Below are 23486 nucleotides of genomic sequence, written 5' to 3'. Positions count from 1 at the left end.
GATATTGCCTGACCTGTCCCCTGTTTTTTGCCATCAAAGGGCCGCTTTGCGGCCTTTTTTCATTTCTGGCATAGCCCTTGCTTTATATCCATCGTGTTAGCTGCGGCCATTACCGAATACTGACTGGAGGGGACTTATGAAGCTGGTTACCGTGGTAATCAAACCATTCAAACTGGAAGACGTGCGTGAAGCTTTGTCTTCCATCGGCATTCAGGGCCTGACGGTCACTGAAGTCAAAGGATTTGGCCGTCAGAAAGGTCACGCGGAGCTCTACCGCGGCGCCGAGTATAGCGTCAACTTTCTGCCAAAAGTGAAGATTGATGTGGCGATTGCCGACGATCAGCTGGATGAAGTCATCGATGTCATCAGCAAAGCGGCTTACACCGGAAAAATTGGCGACGGCAAAATTTTCGTCGCTGAATTGCAGCGCGTCATTCGCATCCGTACCGGCGAAGCTGACGAAGCGGCACTGTAATTTCCAGACCACACAGTGATGGGGAACGAAACAATGAAAATGGCAACAATGAAATCGGGTCTGGGGGCATTAGCCCTTCTGCCGGGGCTGGCGATGGCCGCGCCTGCGGTGGCGGACAAAGCCGATAACGCGTTTATGATGATTTGCACCGCGCTGGTTCTGTTTATGACTATCCCGGGGATTGCGCTGTTTTACGGCGGCCTGATCCGCGGTAAGAACGTTCTGTCCATGCTGACTCAGGTGATTGTCACCTTTGGCCTGGTCTGCGTATTGTGGGTGATTTATGGCTATACCCTGGCCTTCGGCACCGGCGGCAGCTTCTTCGGCAGCTTTGACTGGGTGATGCTGAAAAATATTGAGCTGAAAGCGCTGATGGGCACCTTCTATCAGTATATCCACGTGGCCTTCCAGGGCTCGTTCGCCTGCATCACCGTCGGGCTGATTGTCGGGGCGCTGGCGGAACGTATTCGTTTCTCCGCGGTACTGATCTTCGTGGTGGTGTGGATGACACTCTCCTACGTGCCGATTGCGCATATGGTTTGGGGCGGCGGTCTGCTGGCGACCCATGGCGCGCTGGACTTCGCCGGCGGCACCGTTGTGCACATCAACGCCGCGGTCGCCGGGCTGGTCGGCGCCTATATGATGGGCAAACGCGTGGGCTTCGGCAAAGAAGCGTTCAAACCGCATAACCTGCCGATGGTGTTCACTGGCACCGCTATCCTCTACGTGGGCTGGTTCGGCTTCAACGCCGGCTCTGCCAGCGCAGCGAATGAAATTGCGGCCCTGGCGTTCGTTAACACCGTCGTGGCGACCGCTGCGGCTATCCTGGCGTGGACCTTTGGCGAATGGGCTCTGCGCGGCAAACCTTCACTGCTGGGCGCCTGCTCCGGGGCAATTGCCGGTCTGGTTGGCGTTACGCCGGCGTGTGGTTATATCGGTGTCGGCGGGGCGCTGATCGTCGGTATCGCCTCTGGCCTGGCGGGTATCTGGGGCGTGACTGCGCTGAAACGCTGGCTGCGTGTGGATGATCCTTGCGACGTCTTCGGCGTTCACGGCGTCTGCGGCATCGTCGGCTGTATCCTGACTGGTATCTTCGCGGCGACTTCTCTGGGCGGCGTCGGTTATGCGGAAGGCGTCACCATGGGCCATCAGCTGCTGGTGCAACTGGAAAGTATCGCCATCACCGTGGTCTGGTCCGGCGTTGTGGCATTCATCGGCTACAAAGTGGCGGATATGACCGTCGGGCTGCGCGTGCCGGAAGAGCAGGAGCGCGAAGGGCTGGACGTCAACAGCCATGGCGAAAACGCCTATAACGCCTGATAAAAAAGCCATTCTCTCCTGATAGCGAAAAGCCTCCCGTCCGGGAGGCTTTTTTTATGCGTTGCGGTTGCGCATCACCCCTTCCTGAACCGTTGAGGCAACCAGCGTGCCATCCTGGGTGTAGAATTCGCCGCGAACGAAGCCGCGGGCGCTGGAGGCCGAGGTGCTTTCGACGCTATACAGCAGCCATTCATTAATATTAAACGGCCGGTGGAACCACATAGAGTGGTCGATGGTGGCGACCTGCATGCCGGGCTCAAGGAAACCAACGCCGTGCGGCTGCAGCGCCACCGGCAGGAAGTTAAAGTCTGAAGCATAGCCCAGCAGATACTGATGAATACGCAGATCGTCAGGGACGGCGCCGTTGGCGCGCAGCCAGACCTGGCGCACCGGTTCGGCGATATGGCCTTTCATTGGGTTATGAAACTCTACCGGACGGATCTCCAGCGGTTTATCGCAGAGGAATTTGTCTTTCACCTGCGGCGGCAGGAGATGCGCCAGCTTGCGAGCGATATCGGTTTCCGAAGGCAGGCCGTCAGGGGAGGGGGCGGCCGGCATTGCTTTCTGATGCTCATAGCCATTCTCTGGCGCCTGGAAGGAGGCGGTCATATAGAAAATCGGCTTCCCGTTCTGGATGGCGGCTACCCGACGGGCGCTGAAGCTGTTACCGTCGCGCAGCACCTCCACATCGTAAACGATCGGCTTCTGGCTATCGCCGGGGCGAAGAAAGTAGCTGTGAAACGAATGAACCAGACGCTCAACGGGCACGGTCTCTTTTGCCGCATACAGCGCCTGACCCACTACCTGGCCGCCAAAAACCTGACGTAACCCCAGGTCTTCGCTCTGCCCGCGAAACAACCCTTCCTCAATTTTTTCCAGATCTAATAATGCCAGCAGATTAGAGAGTGCCTGACTCATACTTATCCTCAATTAACAATAGCGGCGCAGCGCGCGTAATGTGGCCAAGTATAACCTGGAATCGCAAGTGGTCCGATGGGTGTAATAATCTGAATAACGACCAGTTAACAGGAACAAATCTGAGATCTGTGCCACACTTATTGACGACACGAAAGTTCCTGCCGGCGAAGCGGCGGAACATCCTCCTGGGTATTAAGGGATGATAAGGAGAACATCATGAAATTTGCCTATATGTTTAGTGCCTTAGCCGTCGCCGCGACGCTGACCGCCTGTGCTAATCACCACTCGAACAATTCTTCGACGCAGACGGCCGCGCCCGACCCTTACGGTATCGCGACGCTGAGCGTGGCGCAGCAGCAGCCGAGCGTCACGGGGACGATTAATATCCGCCAGAGAATCGCTTTACCGCCGGATGCGGTACTGACGGTGACCCTGTCGGATGCTTCTCTGGCAGATGCGCCAGCCCGCGTATTGTCGCAAAAAGCGGTGCGTACCGAAGGCAAACAGGCGCCATTTAACTTTGCGCTGCCTTACAACCCGGCAGATATTCAACCGAACGCTCGCATTCTGCTAAGCGCGGCGATCACGGTTAACGGCCAGTTGATGTTTATTACCGATACCGTGCAGACGGTCATAAACCAGGGCGGCACTCATGCCGACCTGACGCTGGTTCCGGTCCAGCAGACCGCAGTTCCTGTCGCCCAGTAAGCTCGCTACGCCCCCGGATGGGGGCTTTTTTTTTGCCTTCAATAAACCCAGCGATAATGCTGGAGATCGATATGGCCGCTGCCGGAGACCTGCACACCCTCGGCCAGCAGCGCCTGACGCTGCCGCTGTAGATCGGGGCCGGTGAGGGAGATATCGCCATGGCGATTGACCACCCGATGCCATGGCAGGGTGGACCCTTCCGGCAGGCGCTTCAATACGCCGCCCACCTGGCGCGCCGCGCGCGGTGAACCTGCCAGCCGGGCGACCTCGCCGTAGGTCGTGACATACCCTTCCGGTATCGACGCCACGATGTGCCAGACGCGTTGGGGAAATGTGTCGTGCGGAGCCATTTTCTGTCCTGTTACCGGCAAAACGTCAGCATAAGCGCTAAGCCAGGAGCTGTACAGCCGGCCTGGGTCAGGCGGCCTGTTCGACGGTGAACGTCAGAGCGAGGCCGAGGATCTGCATGCCATGGACATTGTCGGAGGCTGAGCTGGCGATGAGACTCTCAAGAAATTTCAACCGCTGCGAAGTGGCGTTGATGATCAGCCTCGCGCGCAGGCCCGGCATGGTTAACGACGAGATAGGGTACACCACCCGACCGCTGATATAGACCGGCAGCTTGCGTAGCTCCACCTGGCGCAGCACGCCGACGGTGGAATAGAGCAGCGCCAGCGGCGTAACCGCCCGCACCGGCGCGGGACTGATGGTCGCGAAGTCGAGCATTTTTTCAGGACGCAGGTAGTTTACGCCCTGAAAGGCGATGGTCATCCCTTCAATAGCAGGTAAAGGCAGAGTGATGGTCTGTGGTGATGAGTCAGTCATTCGATTACCGTCGAGACAATGTACTGGTGATAAAAGAGGACGAAGAGGATAAGTATGGTGGATAACCCGGATGTGTGCTGAGCGCGGGCTCGCAATCTCACAGGCTGACCGTGAGTGGCTGGTTTTATTCGCGTTATTGCGCAATAAACCAGCAGGCGGACGGTGTGAGCTTGCAATTCACCAGGCCAGCAGGGATAATGCGCCAGCGCGTTAGGCAACTAACGCTCTCAATGGGGGCTCTGTTGGTTCTCCCGCAACGCTACTCTGTTTACCAGGTCAGGTCCGGAAGGAAGCAGCCAGAGCAGACGACGTGTGTGCCGGGATGTAGCTGGCAGGGCCCCCACCCATTTCTCCCGCCTGGTGTTTCCCTTATATTTGTCCGGTTTTTACTCCTGCAATAATTAATTTCTGATAAAGATCGCATATTAGTTTTTGTTGTTAAAACCCCCTGCTTTTATTCCATAATATTTACTTGTCATAAATCTGAAATACTACTGAAATATTAATGTCATTTGCATGTCATAAATAAAGCGCATCTTACTGATGGGAATTTGTTGCCAGGCTCATGCTGTAAAATATATCTCTGGATCAGCATGTTAACTTCGTGTATTAATTATGATGATTTTATTGCACGGGAAGCGTAGCTATGACCACAGTGGTTTTGAATGTAAAAATTGACGCAGAGCTAAAAGAAAAGTTGCGTCATTTTGCGGAAGTTAATAACGAGAACCTGGGTACGGCAACGGAAAAGCTGCTGCAGCTGGCTTTTCAGCTGGAGGAGTCAGCAGGTGAGGCGGGGGTGACGGAAGAGGACATTGACAGCCAGCATACCGAAGAGGAAGCGACGCCACTTACCCCTAAAGAAATCAAAGCATTAAGAAAACTTCTGAAGAAGAAAAAATGAAACAACAATTCTCTACAGCCAGCAACTATAGCGAAGCTTGCGATATGTTGCGCTCAGGATACGTAAAACACGTCCGCCTGAACTGGAATATCGGTAGTGATGAGTTCTTTCGCATTGCTTCCGACTGGTGTGACACCGGCGCTAAAATCAAAAAAGATGAAGATGGCTTTATTATTTCCCTGAAAGGGTTTCCTATTCCGCGCCAGCATTAATGAAATTGCCTTCTTTCTGTCATTGGGTTGCCATAACCAGAGGGCAGGATAGCCAGGCAATTTTATAAAAACATCTCATATACCTCATGGATGAAGGTCATTTGACGGGCTGAAGTCAGCCCGTCGCTATTTTCTTATATTATTTTTCGCAAACGTGTATTTTCCTTCTGTTCAGCAAGGCTTTGCCACAGCGGTTGTAGCGTGGAGAAGGCCCGGCGCAATGCTTCATCCGGCAGCGTAAACGGCAGACGTAAATAGCGATCGAACGCCCCTTCCAGCCCAAACCGCGTACCGGTGCCGATATGGATCCCCTGGCTTTCCGCACGCGCAGAGAACAGGGTGGCCAGCATGTCAGGAAGTTCCACCCAAAAAGAGAGCCCACCTTCCGGTGGCGAAAACCGCCAGCGGGGAAAATATTCCGCCATCAGCGTTTCGCACATGTCCCGGCGCGCCTTGAGCATCTCCCGCCGCGGCGGCAGCAGTGTGGCGGCATTTTCCAGTAGCCAGCAGCAAGCCAGTTGCTCCAGCAGCGGCGTACCCAAATCCAGCGAATCGCGGGCCTGAATAAGCGAGGCGATGGTCCGTGCGCTGGCGCGGATCCAGCCGATACGTAGTCCCCCCCAGAAGCTTTTCCCGGCCGAACCAATGGTGAGCACCGCGGCATCGGGATTGAAGCTGGCCAGCGGCGGGGGCGGCGGCGCGTTATACCAAAGGTCGGCCATGGTCTCGTCGATTACCAGCGTTGTTCGCGTCCTGGCGGCGATGTCCGCAACCCGCTGGCGGGTGAGGGCATCCATACAGCGTCCGGTGGGGTTGTGAAAATCCGGCATCAGCCACGCCAGCCGCGGCGCAGTCTGCGCAATAGTCGCCGCCAGTCCATCGCAGTCCCATCCCTGCTGCGGAAGCGCAACCCCGACGGGGCGGCAGGAGGCGCCCTGAATGGCGCTGATGGCCATCGGATAGGTGGGGGCGTCAATAACCACCCGATCGCCCGGCCCGGTGAACAGGCGCAGGATCAGCGCGAAGGCGCTGAGGGCGCCGTTGACCACCATCACCTCATCGGGCCGCGTCGGCAGACCGCGTTCGCTGTAGCGCCGGGCAATCGCCTCCCGCAGCACCGGCAGCCCCTGCTGGTCATAGCCAGTCTGTGCGAGATAGGGCGGCAGCAGGGTCATAGCGTGCTGGAAGGCCTGATGGACCTCCGGCCCGGCGCTGAGGGCGGCGGTAGATAGATTAAGCGTAGATGAGATGCCGGCAGGCAGAGGAAGATCGGCGGGGCGTTCCGGCAAAACAATGCGTGACCCGCTCCCCTGGCGGCTGTAGAGAAAGCCCTCCTCCCGCAACTGGCCGAGGGCGCTGGCGATGGTGGTCCGGCTGACGTTCAGGGCCGCCGCCAGCTCGCGCTCGCCGGGCAGGCGCGTTTGCAGCGTCAGGCGACCATCAAGGATCAGCAGGCGGAGCGCTTCCGCCAGCTGGCGCCATAGCGGCGTGCGTGAGCTGGTCTCCTGCCAGTTGCCGAGCAGGCGTACCAGCGATTGGGTTCCAAAGCGTCGGGCTGACATAGCGATCCACTTTTCCAAAACTGGCCATTAATTATCAGTCCATTTTTGCTGATGATGAGGGCATTCGCAATGATGTTGAGGAAAAAATATGCTTCGTCGCCTGCTGCAGTTATATATTGGTCTGGTGCTTTACGGCGTGTCCACGGCGCTCTTCGTGCATGCCAATCTCGGCGCCGATCCGTGGGATGTTTTCCATCTCGGGGTGGCTAAACAGCTGGGTATCAGTTTCGGTACGGTGATTATCCTGACCGGCGCGGCGGTACTGCTGCTGTGGATCCCGATCCGGCAAATGCCGGGGCTCGGCACGGTGAGCAATGTCATCGTGCTGGGACTAGCGGCGGACGCCACGCTGGCCGTCCTGCCGCCGCTGGAGTCGATGGTGGCGCGCAGTGCGCTGCTGGTAGGAGCGATTGTGCTGAACGCTATCGCTACCGGAATGTATATTGGCGCGGGCTTTGGCCCCGGGCCGCGCGATGGCCTGATGACCGGTCTGCATGCTCGCACTGGTTGGTCACTGCGCGGTATCCGGACGGCGATCGAGCTTTCCGTACTGCTGATTGGCTGGCTGCTGGGGGGTAAATTTGGCGTCGGAACCGTCATCTACGCGCTGTCGATTGGGCCGCTGATCCAGCTGTGCCTACCGTGGTTCAGCCAGCCCGTCAGCCGCAACGCGGTCAGCCCTCCCCGGGAAATAGTCTCCTGAATTAACCCATCGCCCTCTTCATCATGGAGAGGGCCTTTCATCGCTTACAGGCCGCTCAGGCCATGAAGCATCATGTAGATCCCCACCACAATAATCAGTAAGCCTGAGAACCAGGGCGCCTTGCGCGAGAGGTCATTAAGCCACGGCCAGCGGCGGGTGGCATGTTTAAGGCTCAGGGCGGCGATGGCCCCGGAAGCCACCAGCGTCAGCGCCAGACCAACGCTAAAGCCCAGCACCAGCGTGGCGCCCAGCGAGAATTTCTTCAGCTGTAAACAGATAAGCAGCACGGTAATGGACGCCGGGCAGGGGATCAGCCCGCCGGTCAGGCCAAACAGCACGATCTGCCCGGTCGTCACCTGACGGCCATCAAAGCGCCGGTTGATCTCCTGGGCATGGGCCCGCTGATGCGCGTCCTGCCACTCCTCCGCCACCAGCGGCGCGGCGGATGAGGACGCATGGTGATGGTCATGGCGGTGATCATGGTCATGGTGGTGATCATGGTCATGGTGGTGCTCATGTTCATGGTGGTGCTCATGTTCATGTTGGTGCTCATGTTCATGGTGGTGCTCATGGTGCGTGTGAGGCTGCGATTCGCGCCAGGTGCGCCAGAGCATCCAGCAGGCAATCAGCACAATGACAATCCCTGAGACCAGCTGAAACCAGGGTTCAGAGGTTTGGGCGTTCCAGCCGCGGCCAAACCACAGGCCGGCCATGGCGATCAGCCAGACCACCGCCGTATGCGAAACCGTGGCCGCCAGCCCCAGCAGTACCGCCTGTTTTAACGTTCCCCGTACCGCCACGATAAAGGCGGCCATCATCGTTTTTGAATGGCCCGGTTCGAGGCCGTGCAGCGCGCCGAGCAGTATTGCGCTGGGTATAAACAGCCAGGCATTGCCCTGCTGCAGAAGGGAAGTGAAATCGTTCATATCGGGATCCTTGCCAAAAGTGCGATCATCCTACTCCCCCCCAGTAGTGAAATACTACCCCCCAGTAGATAAAGCGGCTAATAAAAAGGATCATGGTATGCTGGCAGGCGTTGCTGACCACGCAGGTCGGTAATCCCGGACAGAATGAAACGGTGGATCGTGCAATGTCACATACAGTTCGACATAAAAAGATGTTACTGACCCGGTTGAAGAAAATTCAGGGGCAGAGTATCGCGTTAGAGAAAATGCTTAATCGCGAGCATGAGTGCGCTGAAATATTACAGCAGCTGGCGGCGATCCGCGGCGCGGTCAACGGCATGATGCTGCAGGTTATTCAGGGGCATCTTACCGACCATGTGGTGAAAGAGCCTGACGAGACGCAGCGCGAAGCGGATCTGGAGACGGTGATGCAGGTGATTAAATCCTATCTGAAGTAGCGCCTCCTGACGTTCCGCTCAAACCACCCGCCGCTTAATGCGCATGGAGGTTATGCTCTGCCCACAGAATGAACTGCTCTTTTGGCAGCGCTTTGCTGTACAGCCACCCCTGGGCGTACTGAACGCCGTGCTGGCGCAGCCAGTCGCGCTGGCTTTCGGTTTCCACCCCTTCGGCGACGGTGGCCAGATTGAGCGCTTTGGCCATTTCAATAATGTGCGGCGTCAGCGGCCGGTACTCGAGGGTATCGACAAAAGATTTATCGATTTTCAGCGTGTCGACGTCCAGTTTCTGCAGATAGCTCAGGCTGGAGTAGCCGGTACCGAAATCGTCAATCGAGATCCGATGGCCAGCCTGACGGTAGTGAGCGATCACCGGCATGGTGGTCTCCGGGTCGACAAACCCGCGCTCGGTGATTTCAAGGATGATCTGTTCGGCGGCGATCCCCCAGTGCTGTAGCTGATTGTGCAACAACGTCGGCAGGGTGGGCGAGCGTAAATCATCTACCGACAGGTTGATGGAGATGTGCACTTCCGGCCGCTGCCGCAGCCAGGGGCCGAGATCGGCAAAAATTTTCCTGACGATATCTTCCGTCAGCTGCGTGATGAGCCCGGTCTGCTCGGCCAGGGGAATAAAGATATCCGGCGATAAAAAAGTGCCATCGGGCTGCTGCCAGCGGGCCAGGGCCTCCGCCCCGGCAATTTTCCCTTCCTGCAACGAAATAATCGGCTGATAGTGAACCTGAATCGCTTCGGAATTGAGGGCGTCCAGCATGCTGTTGCGCGGTGAGCGCAGGTGCCTTAGCAGACGCAGCAGCAGCCAGGTGGCGAGCAGGCTGGTGAAAATGCCGGCAGGGAGCCAGAAGAACAGCTGCTGTCGAATGCGCTGCTGCAGCGGCAAGGTTGAAGACCAGGTTACGATGCCAGAGCCCAGCTCGGGAATGCGCTGGATCCGGTAGACCGTGTTATCCAGAGTAAGCATATCCACATGCGGATCTTTAATGCGTTGCCAGACTTTCGCCGGCAGCGGCTGACTGCTGATCACCATTTTCTGGTGGTCCAGGCCAAACAGCATGGTATGGATCTTCTCTTCGCTGGCGGGAACGACATCAATAAAGGAGACGGGGTCGATCATCACCATGTGCTGCCGGCTGCCCATGGCCGTCATCTGATGATCGAGGCCAAGATCGTTAATTGAGGTCAGCCAGGTGCGATAGCCGTCGGGGGCAATATGGTCCGGCGGGGGGAAGGTGACCGCGACGCTATGGTCTTCCAGGGAGGAGCATTGCGGCACGGAATCACGCAGCCAGAGCACTTCCTGAATGTAGCGATGGGTATAGGCGATGCGGCGGAGCGTAAGCAGATGTTCAGGGCTACAGGAGGCGGCGGTGTGTGCGTCAGCCTCTCGTAACGCTTCCCGGGCCTGGTCGGCAACCTGCAGCGTCCGAACGACGATACGGTTGGAATAGTCATCCAGTTCACGATAGAACTGCATTTTGGCCTGCCGCGCCGCCTGCCAGATGCTGAGTGAAATGGGCAGGATGATGGCCAGTATCAGCACTCCTGTAAACAGCGCCATCAGATGCCGGGTCCTCATGCCTGTGTCCTTATCGTTCGCCGGGTGTCATCAGTATATGCGAAAGATAAGCCCGGCGCAGCGGGAGAAAGAATGCCGCTCAGGGAAAAAAGCCGGCATCACAAGTGCCTGCGATGCCGGGAGAGAAGGATGATTCCGATGCAGCAGAATAAAAATGAGGGTGTGAATGCCGGGCAGGGTGTATTCCGGCATTCAGTCACAGCATACGCTGCGCAGATGACAGCAATATGTTAGCTAGTGAGCATCCGGAGCCGTGATGTCGGCGCTGATGCGCAGATCGTTCTCATCAAACACCATGCAGAAGCGGTCGTCGAAGGCCAGATTAATCTTCTGCCACGGGCGGAAATGGACGTCGCCGGGCAGCAAAACCTTGACGTTATCGTGGCCGTAGCACTGGCCGAACAGATAGGTATTGTTGCCCAGACGCTCCACCACTTCACATTGAAACTCCACTACGGTACCGGTGGCGACTTCCGGGGTGAGGTGCTCCGGCCGGATCCCCAGCGTCACCGCAGCGCCGGGCTTCAGCGGCTGGGTGGCGATATTCAGGGCCAGCTGATGGTCCTGCGCGAGGGTGACCGTTAAGCGTTCCGGCTGCCAGTCGCTGACGATAGCCGGCAGAAAGTTCATCTTCGGCGAGCCGATAAAGCCGGCGACGAATTTGTTGACCGGATTGTAGTAAAGCGCCATCGGCGAACCCATTTGTTCGACTTTCCCGTAGTTCATGACCACTATTTTATCGGCCAGCGTCATCGCCTCCACCTGATCGTGCGTGACATACACCATAGTGGTCTTCAGCTCCTGGTGCAGACGGGCAATATGCAGGCGCATATCGACGCGCAGCTCCGCATCAAGGTTAGAGAGCGGCTCATCGAACATAAACACCCGGGGATTACGCACGATCGCCCGGCCAATGGCCACGCGCTGCCGCTGGCCGCCAGAGAGCTGCTTCGGTTTACGATCCAGCAGGTGCGAGAGCTGCAGCGTTTTAGCCACCATTTCCACCTGGCGACGGATCTCCGTTTTCGGCACTTTATTCACCTTCAGCCCGTAGCCCATGTTCTCTGCCACCGTCATGTGCGGATAGAGCGCATAGGACTGGAAGACCATCGCCACGCCGCGGCGGGCGGGCACGACATCATTCATCACCTCATCGCCGATCAGTACTTCTCCTTCGCTGACCTCTTCCAACCCGGCAATCATGCGCAGTAGCGTCGATTTTCCACAACCGGAAGGGCCGACGAAGACGGCAAACTCGCCATCTTCAATATCGAGATTGACCTGGTGCAGCGTCACCGTGCTGCCGAACCTTTTGGTGACATTCCTCAGTCGTATATTGGACATCCACATTCCCCGGAGTGAGTAGCTGTTATTTGCCGTTGGCTTATCGCTATGTTGAGTGTGATTTGTATTACGTGTAACAAATCAGTGTGACGATGTTCAACAGCAGTAAAATCATGCCCTGACTATAACTTCCGCGGATTTTGCGCCATACAGGGACGTTTCATTTCTGCAAGGATGATCACACAACTGGCAGCTTATGGTAGTTTTATCAACGATCAAAGCGTAGCGTATAACAAAAGCGCATCAGAACATGTTTTCCACGTAATACGGCAGTTTGAAAAGATTTATTTTTCTAACTGGCAGACGGAATTCAAATAAAAACCATTAAATTGTTATACCTTCACATGAGGTTGATAATGAAAAAGAACACGCTTGCTGCACTGATCCTTACCACCCTGGCGGCGGGGCAACTCGCCAGCCTGCAGGCGCATGCCGCCGGGCAGCTCAACGTCTGGGAGGACATTAAAAAATCCGCTGGCATCAAAACCGCGGTTAGCGATTTTGAAAAGCAGTACAACGTGAAGGTCAATCTCCAGGAGATGCCCTACGCCCAGCAACTGGAAAAACTGCGCCTCGACGGCCCGGCGGGCATTGGGCCGGACGTGCTGGTGATCCCGAATGACCAGCTCGGCGGCGCCGTGGTTCAGGGACTACTCTCGCCGCTCAGCGTCGATCAGGCGAAACAGGATGCCTTTACGCCAGCCTCCATCAATGCCTTCCGCATGGACAACGCGCTGTATGGGATCCCGAAGGCGGTGGAAACCCTGGTGCTTATCTACAACAAGGACCTGATCGACAAGCCGCTGGACAGCCTGCAGGCCTGGCTGGACTACTCGAAAACCCAGCGCGAGCAGAACAAATACGGCCTGCTCGCCAAGTTTGACCAGATCTATTACAGCTGGGGGGCGATTGGCCCGATGGGCGGCTATATCTTTGCTAAAAACGACAGCGGCGGCTTTAACCCGCAGCAGGTGGGTCTCAATACCCCCGGCGCCGTGGAAGCCGTCACCTTCCTGAAAAAATTCTATGCCGAGAAGGTCTTTCCGGCGGGGATCCTCGGCGATAACGGGCTGAATGCCATCGATTCCCTGTTTACCGAGAAAAAAGCGGCGGCGGTGATCAACGGCCCCTGGGCCTTCCAGCCGTATGAAGCCGCTGGCATTAACTATGGCGTGGCGCCCCTGCCGACCCTGCCGGACGGCAAGCCGATGAGCTCCTTCCTCGGCGTCAAAGGCTATGTAGTATCGACCTGGAGTAAAGACAAAGCGCTGGCGCAACAGTTTATCGAGTTCATCAACCAGCCGCAGTATGTGAAAGCCCGCTATGTCGCCACTGGCGAAATTCCGCCGCTGAAGGCGATGATTGACGATCCGGTGATTAAAAACGACCAAAAGGCCAGCGCCGTCGCCATCCAGTCGGCGCGAGCGGTAGCGATGCCGGGCATTCCCGAGATGGGGGAAGTGTGGGGGCCGGCCAACGCCGCGCTTGAACTGAGCCTCACCGGTAAGCAGGCGCCGCAGGCCGCGCTTGATAACGCGGTGAAACAGATCACGATGCAGATCGAAGCGATGCAGGCCAGCAATCAGTAATTCACCGTCACGTGAAGTCACCGAGCGGGAGGGGGACCTCCCGTTTGTAGAAGGAGTCGAGTGTGAGCATCCATTCCAGCGAAAATTTTAGCGACGCACGCGGGCCCGGGCGCCATGCATGGTGCGGCCTGCTGCTGGCAATCGTGCCGGGTTTCGGTCAGTTTTATCATCGCCAGTGGCTGAAAGGGCTGGTCTTCCTGGTGCTGCTGAGCAGCTTTCTGGGGATTTTTTATGATTTCCTGCGTGAGGGGTTGTGGGGGTTATATACCCTGGGTGAAGAGGTACCGCGGGATAACTCTATCTTCCTGTTAGCCGAGGGGATTATCAGCGTGCTGATCGTCGCTTTCGGCGTGCTGATCTATTTTCTCTCGCTGCGGGATGCGTGGCTCAACGGCAAAAAACGCGATGAGGGGATCGCCCTCAACAGCGTGCGTAAGCAGTACCAGATGCTGCTGAGCGACGGCTTTCCGTACCTGATGATCACCCCGGGCTTTATTCTGCTGGTGTTTGTGGTGATCTTTCCGATTCTGTTCGGTTTCGCCATCGCCTTCACCAACTACAACCTGTACCACACCCCGCCGGCGAAGCTGGTGGACTGGGTGGGGCTGAAAAACTTTATTAATATTTTCACCCTCTCCATCTGGCGCTCCACTTTCCTGGATGTGCTGCAGTGGACCGTGGTGTGGACGCTGCTGGCGACCACCCTGCAGTGTACGGTGGGCGTGCTGCTGGCGATTCTGGTGAACCAAAAAGATCTGCGCTTTAAGCCGCTGATCCGCACCATCTTTATTTTGCCGTGGGCGGTGCCGGGGTTTGTCACCATTCTCGTTTTTGCCGGCATGTTCAACGACTCCTTCGGGGTCATCAACAACGCGATCCTGTCCTTTTTTGGCATCAGTCCGAAGGCATGGCTCACCGATCCGTTCTGGACTAAAACGGCGCTGATCATGATGCAGACCTGGCTTGGCTTCCCGTTTGTCTTTGCCATGACCACCGGCGTGTTGCAGGCGATCCCGGACGATCTGTATGAAGCGGCGACGATGGACGGCGCCAGCGCCTTTACCCGTCTGCGCACCATCACCCTGCCGCTGGTGCTGTATGCGATCGCGCCGATCATCATCACCCAGTACACCTTCAACTTTAATAACTTCAACATCATTTACCTGTTCAACAACGGCGGCCCTGCGGTGGCAGGCTCTAACGCCGGCGGGACGGATATTCTGGTGTCGTGGATCTATAAGCTGACGATGTCTTCGTCGCAGTACGCCATCGCGGCGACCATCACGATCCTGCTGTCGATCTTTGTCGTCGGCCTGGCGCTGTGGCAGTTCCGCGCCACCAAATCCTTCAAAAATGACGACATGGCGTAAGGGAAGCAACATGGCTCAATCACCCAGTATTAAACGCGAAAAGTGGATCCGACTCTCTCTCACCTGGCTGGTGGTCATCCTGGTCTCGGTGGTGATTATCTATCCGCTGGTCTGGACGGTCGGGGCGTCGCTGAACGCCGGCAATAGTCTGCTCAGTACCTCTATCATTCCGGAAAATGTGTCGTTCCAGCACTATGCCGATCTGTTCAATGGCAATGTGAATTACCTCACCTGGTACTGGAACTCGATGAAAATCAGCTTCCTGACTATGGTGCTGACCCTGATTAGCGTCAGCTTTACCGCTTACGCCTTCTCCCGCTTCCGCTTTAAAGGGCGGCAGAACGGGCTGATGCTGTTCCTGCTGCTGCAGATGATCCCACAGTTTTCCGCGCTGATTGCGATCTTTGTCCTGTCGCAACTGCTTGGCCTGATTAACAGCCATTTGGCGCTGGTGCTGATCTACGTCGGGGGGATGATCCCGATGAATACCTGGCTGATGAAGGGGTATCTCGACGCGATCCCCAAAGATCTGGATGAGTCCGCCCGCATGGATGGCGCCAGCAGCTTTCGCATCTTTATCGAGATCATCATGCCGTTGTCGAGGCCTATCCTCGCGGTGGTGGCGCTGTTCTCTTTCACCGGTCCGCTGGGGGATTTCATCCTCTCCAGCACCATCCTGCGTACCCCGGATAAATACACGCTGCCTATTGGTCTGTATAACCTGGTGGCGCAAAAAATGGGTGCCAGCTACACCACCTACGCGGCGGGGGCGGTGCTGATCGCCGTACCGGTGGCGATCCTCTACCTGGCGTTACAAAAATACTTTGTCTCCGGCCTGACCTCGGGCAGTACTAAAGGATAAGCACATGAAAAGATTCACCCCCGCATGGCTTGCGGTTTGTCTGGCATGCAGTTTCTCCACCTCTTCTCTGGCCGCGGACGCGCTTGCAACCCGCGCGTTTCAGGGCATGCCGGCGGACTTTATCAAAGGCGCGGATATCTCCACGCTGCTGGACGCCGAAAAGCACGGGGCGACGTTCTACGATCAGAATAATCAGCGCAAGGATCCGATCGCTATTCTGAAAGAGAACGGCGTCAACTATGTCCGCCTCCGTCTGTGGGTGGATCCGCAATCGGCGAGCAGCGAGGACTATGGCGGAGGTAACAATGATCTGGCCACCACCCTGGCGCTGGCGAAACGGGCGAAAGCCCAGGGGATGAAGCTGCTGCTTGATTTTCACTACAGCGATTTCTGGACCGATCCCGGCAAGCAGTTCAAGCCGAAAGCCTGGGAAAAGATGGATTACCCGCAGCTGAAAACGGCGATTCATGACTATACCCGCGATACCATCGCCCGCTTTAAGCAGGCGGGCGTGCTGCCGGATATGGTGCAGATCGGCAACGAAATCAACGGCGGCATCCTGTGGCCGGAAGGGAAAAGCTGGGGGCAGGGCGGCGGAGAGTTCGACCGGCTGGCTGGCCTGCTGAACGCGGCTATCGCTGGCCTGAAGGAGAACCTGCGCCAGGGCGAGCAGGTGAAAATCATGCTGCATCTGGCCGAAGGGACCAAGAACGATACCTTCCGCTGGTGGTTTGATGAGATCGACAAGCGCCATGTACCGTATGACGTGATTGGTCTGTCGATGTACACCTACTGGAATGGCCCGATCAGCGCCCTGAAGGCCAATATGGATGACATCAGCAAACGCTATAACAAAGACGTCATCGTCGTCGAGGCGGCCTATGCCTATACCCTGGCCAACTGCGATAACGCGGAAAATAGTTTCCAGGCGAAAGAGGAAAAGGATGGGGGATATCCCGCCAGCGTACAGGGGCAATATAACTATATTCACGATTTAATGCAGGCGGTGGTTGATGTGCCAGACCAGCGTGGTAAAGGTATTTTCTATTGGGAGCCTACATGGATTGCCGTGCCGGGAAATACCTGGGCCACCCCGGCGGGGATGAAATATATCCACGACGAGTGGAAAGAGGGTAATGCACGTGAAAATCAGGCGCTATTTGATTGCCAGGGAAAAGTATTGCCGTCGGTAAAAGTTTTTAATTAATTTTTTTGTCGTCTTTTTCAGGAAGTTTATTATGAATAAATTTGCACCTTTACATCCGAAGGTTAGTACGCTGCTGCATGGCGCGGATTATAATCCGGAGCAATGGGAGAATGCCCCCGATATTATTGATAAAGACATTGCCATGATGCAGCAGGCAAAATGCAATGTGATGTCGGTGGGAATATTTAGCTGGGCGAAACTGGAGCCACGCGAAGGGGTATTTAATTTCGCCTGGCTGGATATTATCCTCGATAAACTGTATGCCGCCGGCATTCATGTCTTTCTGGCCACGCCGAGCGGCGCGCGTCCGGCGTGGATGTCGCAGCGCTATCCGCAGGTTCTGCGGGTGGGGCGCGATCGGGTGCCGGCCCTGCACGGCGGCCGTCACAACCACTGTATGTCGTCACCGGTCTATCGCGAGAAAACCCTGCAAATCAATACCCTGCTGGCAGAACGTTATTCCTCACACCCGGCGGTGCTGGGCTGGCATATTTCCAACGAATATGGCGGTGAATGCCATTGCGATCTCTGCCAGAACCGTTTTCGCGACTGGCTGAAGGCGCGTTACCAGACCCTGGAGAACCTCAACCAGGCCTGGTGGAGCACCTTCTGGAGTCATACCTATACCGACTGGTCGCAGATTGAATCGCCTGCGCCGCAGGGCGAGATGTCGATCCACGGTCTTAATCTTGACTGGCATCGCTTTAACACCGCTCAGGTGACCGATTTCTGCCGCCATGAAATTGCTCCGCTGAAGGCGGCGAATGCCTCCCTGCCGGTGACTACCAACTTTATGGAGTATTTCTACGATTACGACTACTGGCAGCTGGCGGAGGCGCTGGATTTCATCTCCTGGGACAGCTATCCGATGTGGCACCGCGATAAAGACGAAACCGCGCTGGCCTGTTACACCGCGATGTATCACGACATGATGCGCAGCCTGAAGGGCGGCAAACCGTTTGTGCTGATGGAGTCCACCCCGGGCGCCACCAACTGGCAGCCGACCAGCAAACTGAAGAAGCCGGGAATGCATACTCTTTCCTCGCTACAGGCGGTGGCGCATGGCGCCGACTCGGTGCAGTATTTCCAGTGGCGGAAAAGCCGCGGTTCGGTTGAGAAATTTCACGGCGCAGTTGTCGACCACGTCGGACATATTGATACCCGCATTGGCCGCGAAGTCTGCCAGCTCGGCGAGATCCTCAGCAAGCTGCCGGAGGTGAGGGGCTGTCGCACCGAGGCGAAAGTAGCGATTATCTTCGACCAGCAGAACCGCTGGGCGCTGGATGACGCCCAGGGGCCGCGCAATCTTGGGATGGAATATGAGAAGACGGTCAACGAGCACTACCGCCCGTTCTGGGAGCAGGGCATCGCCGTCGATGTGATTGACGCCGATGTCGATTTAACGCCGTATCAGTTAGTGATTGCCCCGATGTTATATATGGTGCGCGACGGCTTTGCCGGTCGGGCGGAGGCGTTTGTCGCCAACGGCGGCCACCTGGTGACCACCTACTGGACCGGTATCGTCAATGAGTCCGATCTCTGCTATCTCGGCGGCTTCCCGGGCCCGCTGCGCAATCTGCTGGGGATCTGGGCGGAAGAGATCGACTGCCTGAATGACGGCGAGTTTAATCTGGTGCAGGGGCTTGCCGGGAATCAGTGCGGTCTGCAGGGCCCTTATCAGGTGCGCCATCTCTGCGAACTGATCCATATCGAGAGCGCCCAGGCGCTGGCCACCTACCGGGATGATTTTTATGCCGGACGGCCGGCTGTGACGGTGAACGCGTTCGGGAAAGGCAAAGCCTGGCATGTGGCCTCCCGCAACGATTTAGCCTTCCAGCGCGATTTCTTTACCGCCCTGAGCAAGGAGCTGGCCCTGCCGCGGGCGATAGCGACGGAGTTACCACCCGGCGTGGTGGCGACTGCGCGCACCGACGGTGACAACGCATTTATCTTCCTGCAGAACTACAGCGCGCAAAACCATACCCTGACCCTGCCGCAAGGGTATCGGGATTGCCTGACCGACGCGGCGGTATCGGCTCCACTGACCCTGTCGGCATGGGATTGCCGTATTCTCCGTCGTCACGCGTAATTTCTTCTTCTCCACGCCTGCTCTGACGAGCAGGCTTTTTTTTATCTTAAACCTGGAGTTTATTATGGTGAGTTTAAAATCCTTCCTGCACTATTTCTCCCCAGCGCGTCCGGCACAGCCATTAAGCGAGGCGGAAAAACAGCAAATCGAGGCGCTGATTCAGGCCTTTGGTGGCGAAGCGAATATTACGCAAGTGGACGCCTGTATTACCCGTCTGCGGGTTAGCGTTCGCCATCTTGCGGCCGTGGACTCCGAAGCATTACAGCAGCAGGGCGCGCTGGGGGTTATTATTCTTGGTCAGCAGGTGCATGCTATTTTCGGTAAACAGTCCGATGCGCTGCGTCAGCTTCTGGATGAACATTTTGCCGCCCGGAAATAAATAAAACGGGATAACCTGAAAGCAGGTTATCCCGAAAATAAGACAAAGACAGCAGTGGCAATAAAGTTTACCGGAAGATAATTAACAGTCTTACAGCAGGAGATAAAAATAACGTATGAGTCTTAGCCGTGCGCAATTACCACCAGGCCTCAACCTGCACGCCGAAATTCCAGGTATTATTCGCCGTCTGGTCTTCAAACGGTTTACCATCTTCGGAATCATTCAAATATGAAGCAAAAATGCGTAATTCCGGACGTGACATAAAGTCTGGCCCGTCCGCCAGGCCCAACGCAATGGTGTATTTCTCACCGGCCTGTTTGTAGCTGGTGCCATTGTTGTAGCTGTCTTTCTGATAGAAACCGCCGACTTCGCCAATCAGGCGCACGTAGTCGGTGAACTGGTACTGCCCGCGGGCGACCAGCGACAGCATCCGCGTTTTGTCGGTATAGTCGGTAATGTCATCCGCCGAGCCCCAGGTCAGAACGTGGTTGATAGAAAACTTCTCAGTAATCGGGATCAGGCCGGTGTTAATCACGCGATAACCGGTGGCGTCGTTCACGTAGTTCCACATATCGTACCAGCCGCCGCCCTGGGAGACCATGTTCTGCGCCAGGCCTTTGTTGGCGTACTGCAGCACGGTTTTGTTATAGCCGCCCAGCATATCCTGACTGATTTCACCGGTCAGCATGACGCCGTTGTCAGCATCGTACAGTCCGCCGTAGCTATCCTGTTTTTTGGTGGTGTTTGGCATCGCGTAGTCGATACCGAATTCGGTCCACGAGCCCGCCCATGGCTTCCAGCCCGCGTAGCGTAAATCGATATAGTTGATATTGACGTTGCTGTCGCCATCGACGCGATAGTCAACATCGTTGGCATCGCCGCGGATCCAGGCCAGCGAGACGGCGCCCGGGCCGAGGGTGTAGTTTTCCACCCCGGCTCCGGAGCCGGAAATGTTCCAGTATTTGGTATCGATGATATGCAGATCATGGCGCTGGTAGTAACGTTTACCGCCCCAGATCACCGCATTCGGATCGCCAGGGATCAGCCCCTTTATCTGCAGGTTCAACTGACGTAAGCCGAACTGTGCATCATCGTTCAGCGTGGTTTCATTATCGTTAGAGCCGTCGGAGACCATGCTGACCATACTGTCGAGATAGAAGCTGACGTCATCTTTCTTATAGACCTCAGAGCCCAGCTCCAGCTCGCCGTAGGTATCCGACTCGTTCCCCAAACGGCCCAGCTTATTTTTTTGCCATTCCGCTTCGCTACCGTCGCCGGAGACCCCAACCCCGGCGCGCATATAGCCATGGAAATCGATCGTTGGGATCGCGGCGGTGGCCGCAAACGCGGAAGGAGCGATTAGCGCAGCGGCTAACGCGACTGAAAGGGCGCGCAGTGTAGTGTTCATCTCTATCCTCTTATTGTTTTGTATTACGTTCACATAACTGGTGTCATAAAATGCCTAAATGTAACTTCAGGCAAATGAGATATGATTATTGTGTGACTAACTGCAAATAATCACGGTGGTTTTTGTTGCGATGGGTGAGATGATTCACAATTCGTTGTATTGTGAACGTAATACTTTTATCGCTATTGTTTTGCAGTGAGAGGTGGCGGTGAGCGTTTTTTCAAATGGCCCCTGTTACAATCATGGGATAACAACATAAGGAACCGGACCATGAAGTCTAAAAGCGCTACTCTGGAAGACGTCGCACGCCATGCGGGCGTCTCTTACCAGACCGTGTCCAGGGTACTCAACAAATCAGCTAATGTATCCGAAGCGACGCGTCGCAAGGTGGAGAAATCGATAGAGGCCTTACGCTATGTGCCAAACCGGCTGGCGCAGCAGCTGGTGGGGAAGGAGAGCCAGACGGTCGGGCTGGTGACTATTTCTCTGGCCTGGCATGCGCCTTCCCAGGTGGCGGCGGCGGTAAAACGCTATGCCAATCTGGAAGGTTACCAGGTTCTGATTTCGATGATCGATGAGAGCGTCAACCAAAGTATCCAGGATTCCATCAATGAGCTGAAATCTCAGCGGGTGGATAAAGTCATTATCAACGTGCCGCTGGAGACCGAACAGGCGCAGAAAATCGCTGCTGACAACGATGATATCGTCTGCCTGTTTCTCGACGTTGATCCCTACAGTTCCGTGTTTAACGTTTCGTTTAACCCGGCGGACGGCACCCGGGCCAGCGTCAAATATCTCTATGAGATGGGGCATAGGGAGATCGCCCTGCTGGCGGGGCCGGACAGCTCAGTCTCGGCCAAACTCCGGTTAAAAAGCTGGCTGGAGACCCTGGATGGTTACGGTCTGAAGCCGGTGACCGTCCTGCACGGCAACTGGGATGCGCAGAGCGGCTACGCCGGCGCGCTGCAGATGCTGCGCGAAACGCCTAATTTCAGCGCTGTGCTGGTGGGTAATGATCAGATGGCGCTGGGGGTGCTCAGCGCCTTCCATCAGCATCAGGTGGCGGTGCCGGGTGAGAAGTCGGTTATTGGCTATGACGATACTTACGAAAGCTCCTTTTTCTATCCGGCGCTGAGTACCGTGTCGCTCGACCTCGACCTGCAGGGGAAAGAGGCGGTGCGGCGGATCCTCGCCAGCACCAGCGGGGCGCCTCATACCTCATCCATTCTGCCGGCGCGCCTGGTGATACGCCATTCCAGCGGCGCCCGAATCGAGCAGGGAAAAGATCTGCAGGCCATTGCGGAACAGCTCCGCGCCATCGCCCACCGTCTGGCACCCTGACGCCAAAGGCGGGGAAACTCGCCTTATCACCTTACCCTTAAATTGAGCAGGGTTGATCTTTGTCACAGCACGGCGTAACCTTATTGTTATGTTATAACGTAATAAAGAGGTCATCATGAAAGCCCATATCCATCCTCCCTATCGTACGGTGGTGTTTCACGACACCAGCGCGAATGAGTATTTTAAAGTCGGCTCAACTATCCGCACCGATCGCGTGATTGAACTCGATGGCGAAACTTTTCCGTATGTGACGATCGACGTCTCCTCGAAATCGCATCCGTACTACACGGGCAAACAAAAAACCTTCGCCAATGAAGGCAGTGCAGCCCGATTCCGCCAGCGCTTCGGCGGCTTTATTGATGCGAAAAGGAAAGCATGATGCAGGTCGTCAACTCATTACGTAGCGCTAAACAGCGCCACCCGGATTGCCAGCTGGTTAAACGCAAAGGGCGGCTGTACGTTATCTGTAAGAGCAACCCCCGCTTCAAAGCGGTGCAGGGGCGCAAAAAACGCCGTTAACGGAAACTCTCCAGCGAGCGGCGCTGTTGGCCGTCGGCGGTAAAATTGTCGGCGGCCAGCCATTGGCGCATGGCGTTATCCAGCTCCGGCCATTCGCCGTCTATCACCGAAAACCAGTCCGTGTCCCGGTTGTGTCCTTTACTCACCAGCGCCTGGCGAAAACGTCCTTCGTACTGAAACCCCAGCCGCCTTGCCGCCCGGGCTGATGGGATATTAAGACTGTTGCATTTCCATTCATAGCGACGATAGCCGAGCGTATCAAAGACATACTGCATCAACAGCCAGTGCGCTTCGGTGGCCATGGCCGTTCGGCTCAGTAACGGTGAAAAATGCACATGCCCCACCTCTACCACACCGTGAGCGATATCGATACGCATTAACGCCAGCGAGCCGACCGCTTTCCCTCGCTGCTGGTCAACGACGGCAAAATGAATCGGGTCTGCCAGCGTGGCGACCTGCTCCACCCAGGCACTGAATTCTGCAAGGTTGCTCTCAGGTTCACGCAGCAGCCACGTCCAGCTGCGGGCGTCTGGCGCCAGCTGGTGAGCGGCGAACAGATCGCTGGCATGAGCAAGAGTCAGCGGTTCGAGTCGACAACGGCTGCCCTGTAATACCTGTCGTGTCGGCCAGGGGCGCGGCTGCCAGTCAGGCAGCGCGACGCCGAGCGCCTGGCCAAACTGATTATATTCACACATTGCGGTTTCCTTATTGGGGATTTACAGGCAGCGTACGCGCTCGCTGGTTCCATAAAAAGTGCCATTAGAGTATGTTTTTATGGGGCCACGAGGGGGCAA

At 56.4% G+C, this 23486-nt stretch carries 25 protein-coding genes and 1 other RNA gene; 17 read left to right on the top strand and 9 right to left on the bottom strand.

All coding sequences use genetic code 11. The features are described from left to right. Nucleotides 1–136: 136 nt before the first annotated feature. Together glnK and amtB are read left to right on the top strand one after the other, a co-directional pair. A complete protein-coding gene (gene glnK, locus IB144_RS20230) occupies nt 137–475 on the top strand; it encodes a P-II family nitrogen regulator (RefSeq protein ID WP_002891893.1) in 339 nt (112 codons plus the stop codon). 33 nt (nt 476–508) lie between these two features. Then, nucleotides 509–1795, top strand: a complete 1287-nt coding sequence (gene amtB, locus IB144_RS20225) for an ammonium transporter AmtB (protein ID WP_004152876.1) — start codon at nt 509–511, stop codon at nt 1793–1795. A gap of 54 nt (nt 1796–1849) precedes the next feature. On the opposite strand, the gene tesB is transcribed toward amtB, so the two are convergent. After that, nucleotides 1850–2713: an acyl-CoA thioesterase II gene (gene tesB / locus IB144_RS20220; protein ID WP_002891899.1), complete on the bottom strand. Its 864-nt coding sequence runs from the start codon at nt 2711–2713 to the stop codon at nt 1850–1852. A 216-nt stretch (nt 2714–2929) separates the two neighbouring features. Between tesB and IB144_RS20215 the strand changes: the two genes are divergently transcribed. Continuing rightward, nucleotides 2930–3421: a YbaY family lipoprotein gene (locus IB144_RS20215; RefSeq protein ID WP_032445629.1), complete on the top strand. Its 492-nt coding sequence runs from the start codon at nt 2930–2932 to the stop codon at nt 3419–3421. Nucleotides 3422–3459: 38 nt separating this feature from the next. Here IB144_RS20215 and IB144_RS20210 read toward each other — a convergent pair whose 3' ends face one another. Both IB144_RS20210 and IB144_RS20205 read right to left on the bottom strand, forming a co-directional pair. Beyond that, on the bottom strand, nt 3460–3771 hold the full coding sequence (locus IB144_RS20210; protein WP_004142687.1) for an MGMT family protein: 312 nt from the start codon (nt 3769–3771) through the stop codon (nt 3460–3462). Between the two features lie 67 nt (nt 3772–3838). Continuing rightward, nucleotides 3839–4246 (bottom strand): dTDP-glucose pyrophosphorylase, encoded by a 408-nt coding sequence (locus tag IB144_RS20205; RefSeq protein WP_004178755.1) that lies wholly within the window; start codon nt 4244–4246, stop codon nt 3839–3841. A gap of 240 nt (nt 4247–4486) precedes the next feature. Here IB144_RS20205 and ffs point away from each other — a divergent pair. The 3 genes from ffs (at nt 4487) to IB144_RS20190 (ending at nt 5362) form a co-directional block, all read left to right on the top strand. Beyond that, nucleotides 4487–4583: signal recognition particle sRNA small type (gene ffs, locus IB144_RS20200), an RNA gene on the top strand. 309 nt (nt 4584–4892) lie between these two features. After that, on the top strand, nt 4893–5150 hold the full coding sequence (locus IB144_RS20195) for a hypothetical protein (RefSeq protein WP_004147352.1): 258 nt from the start codon (nt 4893–4895) through the stop codon (nt 5148–5150). Continuing rightward, a complete protein-coding gene (locus IB144_RS20190) occupies nt 5147–5362 on the top strand; it encodes a hypothetical protein (RefSeq protein ID WP_004142688.1) in 216 nt (71 codons plus the stop codon). Before IB144_RS20195 ends, IB144_RS20190 begins: the two co-directional genes overlap by 4 nt. A gap of 134 nt (nt 5363–5496) precedes the next feature. Here the strand turns inward: IB144_RS20190 and IB144_RS20185 are convergent, their stop codons facing one another. Then, nucleotides 5497–6924: a PLP-dependent aminotransferase family protein gene (locus tag IB144_RS20185; protein WP_048270468.1), complete on the bottom strand. Its 1428-nt coding sequence runs from the start codon at nt 6922–6924 to the stop codon at nt 5497–5499. Nucleotides 6925–7012: 88 nt separating this feature from the next. Between IB144_RS20185 and IB144_RS20180 the strand changes: the two genes are divergently transcribed. Then, complete coding sequence (locus tag IB144_RS20180; protein ID WP_004177248.1) at nt 7013–7627, top strand: membrane protein; 615 nt, start codon at nt 7013–7015, stop codon at nt 7625–7627. A gap of 44 nt (nt 7628–7671) precedes the next feature. Here the strand turns inward: IB144_RS20180 and IB144_RS20175 are convergent, their stop codons facing one another. After that, a complete protein-coding gene (locus IB144_RS20175) occupies nt 7672–8553 on the bottom strand; it encodes a nickel/cobalt efflux protein RcnA (RefSeq protein WP_065888840.1) in 882 nt (293 codons plus the stop codon). Between the two features lie 164 nt (nt 8554–8717). Here IB144_RS20175 and IB144_RS20170 point away from each other — a divergent pair, with 164 nt between their 5' ends. Beyond that, nucleotides 8718–8990: a metal-sensing transcriptional repressor gene (locus IB144_RS20170; RefSeq protein WP_004177246.1), complete on the top strand. Its 273-nt coding sequence runs from the start codon at nt 8718–8720 to the stop codon at nt 8988–8990. Between the two features lie 34 nt (nt 8991–9024). Here the strand turns inward: IB144_RS20170 and IB144_RS20165 are convergent, their stop codons facing one another. Beyond that, complete coding sequence (locus tag IB144_RS20165) at nt 9025–10584, bottom strand: EAL domain-containing protein (protein WP_004177245.1); 1560 nt, start codon at nt 10582–10584, stop codon at nt 9025–9027. 234 nt (nt 10585–10818) lie between these two features. Further along, the gene (gene ugpC / locus IB144_RS20160; protein ID WP_004177244.1) at nt 10819–11928 is read right to left on the bottom strand and encodes a sn-glycerol-3-phosphate ABC transporter ATP-binding protein UgpC; all 1110 of its coding nucleotides are present in this window, start codon (nt 11926–11928) and stop codon (nt 10819–10821) included. Nucleotides 11929–12284: 356 nt separating this feature from the next. Here ugpC and IB144_RS20155 point away from each other — a divergent pair, with 356 nt between their 5' ends. From IB144_RS20155 to IB144_RS20130, 6 genes are all read left to right on the top strand, one after another. Continuing rightward, entirely contained in the window at nt 12285–13517 is a 1233-nt protein-coding gene (locus IB144_RS20155; RefSeq protein ID WP_002891991.1) for a maltodextrin ABC transporter substrate-binding protein, read from the top strand. A gap of 62 nt (nt 13518–13579) precedes the next feature. Further along, the gene (locus IB144_RS20150; RefSeq protein WP_004177243.1) at nt 13580–14887 is read left to right on the top strand and encodes a sugar ABC transporter permease; all 1308 of its coding nucleotides are present in this window, start codon (nt 13580–13582) and stop codon (nt 14885–14887) included. Nucleotides 14888–14897: 10 nt separating this feature from the next. Further along, nucleotides 14898–15749, top strand: a complete 852-nt coding sequence (locus tag IB144_RS20145; RefSeq protein WP_000079398.1) for a sugar ABC transporter permease — start codon at nt 14898–14900, stop codon at nt 15747–15749. A gap of 4 nt (nt 15750–15753) precedes the next feature. Further along, complete coding sequence (locus IB144_RS20140) at nt 15754–16956, top strand: arabinogalactan endo-beta-1,4-galactanase (RefSeq protein ID WP_009307952.1); 1203 nt, start codon at nt 15754–15756, stop codon at nt 16954–16956. Between the two features lie 31 nt (nt 16957–16987). Further along, complete coding sequence (locus IB144_RS20135; protein ID WP_065888841.1) at nt 16988–19045, top strand: beta-galactosidase; 2058 nt, start codon at nt 16988–16990, stop codon at nt 19043–19045. A gap of 64 nt (nt 19046–19109) precedes the next feature. Continuing rightward, nucleotides 19110–19424, top strand: coding sequence for a glucose PTS transporter subunit EIIB (locus IB144_RS20130; RefSeq protein WP_002892003.1), 315 nt, complete (start codon nt 19110–19112; stop codon nt 19422–19424). Between the two features lie 136 nt (nt 19425–19560). Here the strand turns inward: IB144_RS20130 and IB144_RS20125 are convergent, their stop codons facing one another. Continuing rightward, nucleotides 19561–20832 carry a maltoporin gene (locus IB144_RS20125; RefSeq protein ID WP_004177240.1) on the bottom strand — a complete coding sequence of 424 codons (1272 nt, stop codon included), beginning with the start codon at nt 20830–20832 and terminating at the stop codon, nt 19561–19563. Between the two features lie 270 nt (nt 20833–21102). Here IB144_RS20125 and IB144_RS20120 point away from each other — a divergent pair, with 270 nt between their 5' ends. The 3 genes from IB144_RS20120 to ykgO all read left to right on the top strand — a co-directional run bounded on the left by IB144_RS20120 (nt 21103) and on the right by ykgO (nt 22692). Continuing rightward, nucleotides 21103–22173 carry a LacI family DNA-binding transcriptional regulator gene (locus IB144_RS20120; protein ID WP_002892007.1) on the top strand — a complete coding sequence of 357 codons (1071 nt, stop codon included), beginning with the start codon at nt 21103–21105 and terminating at the stop codon, nt 22171–22173. A gap of 115 nt (nt 22174–22288) precedes the next feature. Continuing rightward, nucleotides 22289–22552 carry a type B 50S ribosomal protein L31 gene (locus IB144_RS20115; protein WP_002892011.1) on the top strand — a complete coding sequence of 88 codons (264 nt, stop codon included), beginning with the start codon at nt 22289–22291 and terminating at the stop codon, nt 22550–22552. Then, complete coding sequence (gene ykgO, locus IB144_RS20110) at nt 22552–22692, top strand: type B 50S ribosomal protein L36 (protein ID WP_002892018.1); 141 nt, start codon at nt 22552–22554, stop codon at nt 22690–22692. The genes IB144_RS20115 and ykgO overlap by 1 nt, the downstream gene beginning before the upstream one ends. Here ykgO and IB144_RS20105 read toward each other — a convergent pair. Then, nucleotides 22689–23387: a GNAT family protein gene (locus IB144_RS20105; protein WP_002892021.1), complete on the bottom strand. Its 699-nt coding sequence runs from the start codon at nt 23385–23387 to the stop codon at nt 22689–22691. The two genes, ykgO and IB144_RS20105, sit on opposite strands and share 4 nt — an antisense overlap. Nucleotides 23388–23486 lie beyond the last annotated feature (99 nt).

This window comes from Klebsiella sp. K4 (assembly GCF_014596785.2).
In the GTDB taxonomy this organism is placed as follows: Bacteria; Pseudomonadota; Gammaproteobacteria; order Enterobacterales; family Enterobacteriaceae; genus Klebsiella; species Klebsiella pneumoniae.
Note: the sequence above shows the minus strand (reverse complement) of the source record. Positions and strands in the feature narration are given on the sequence as shown.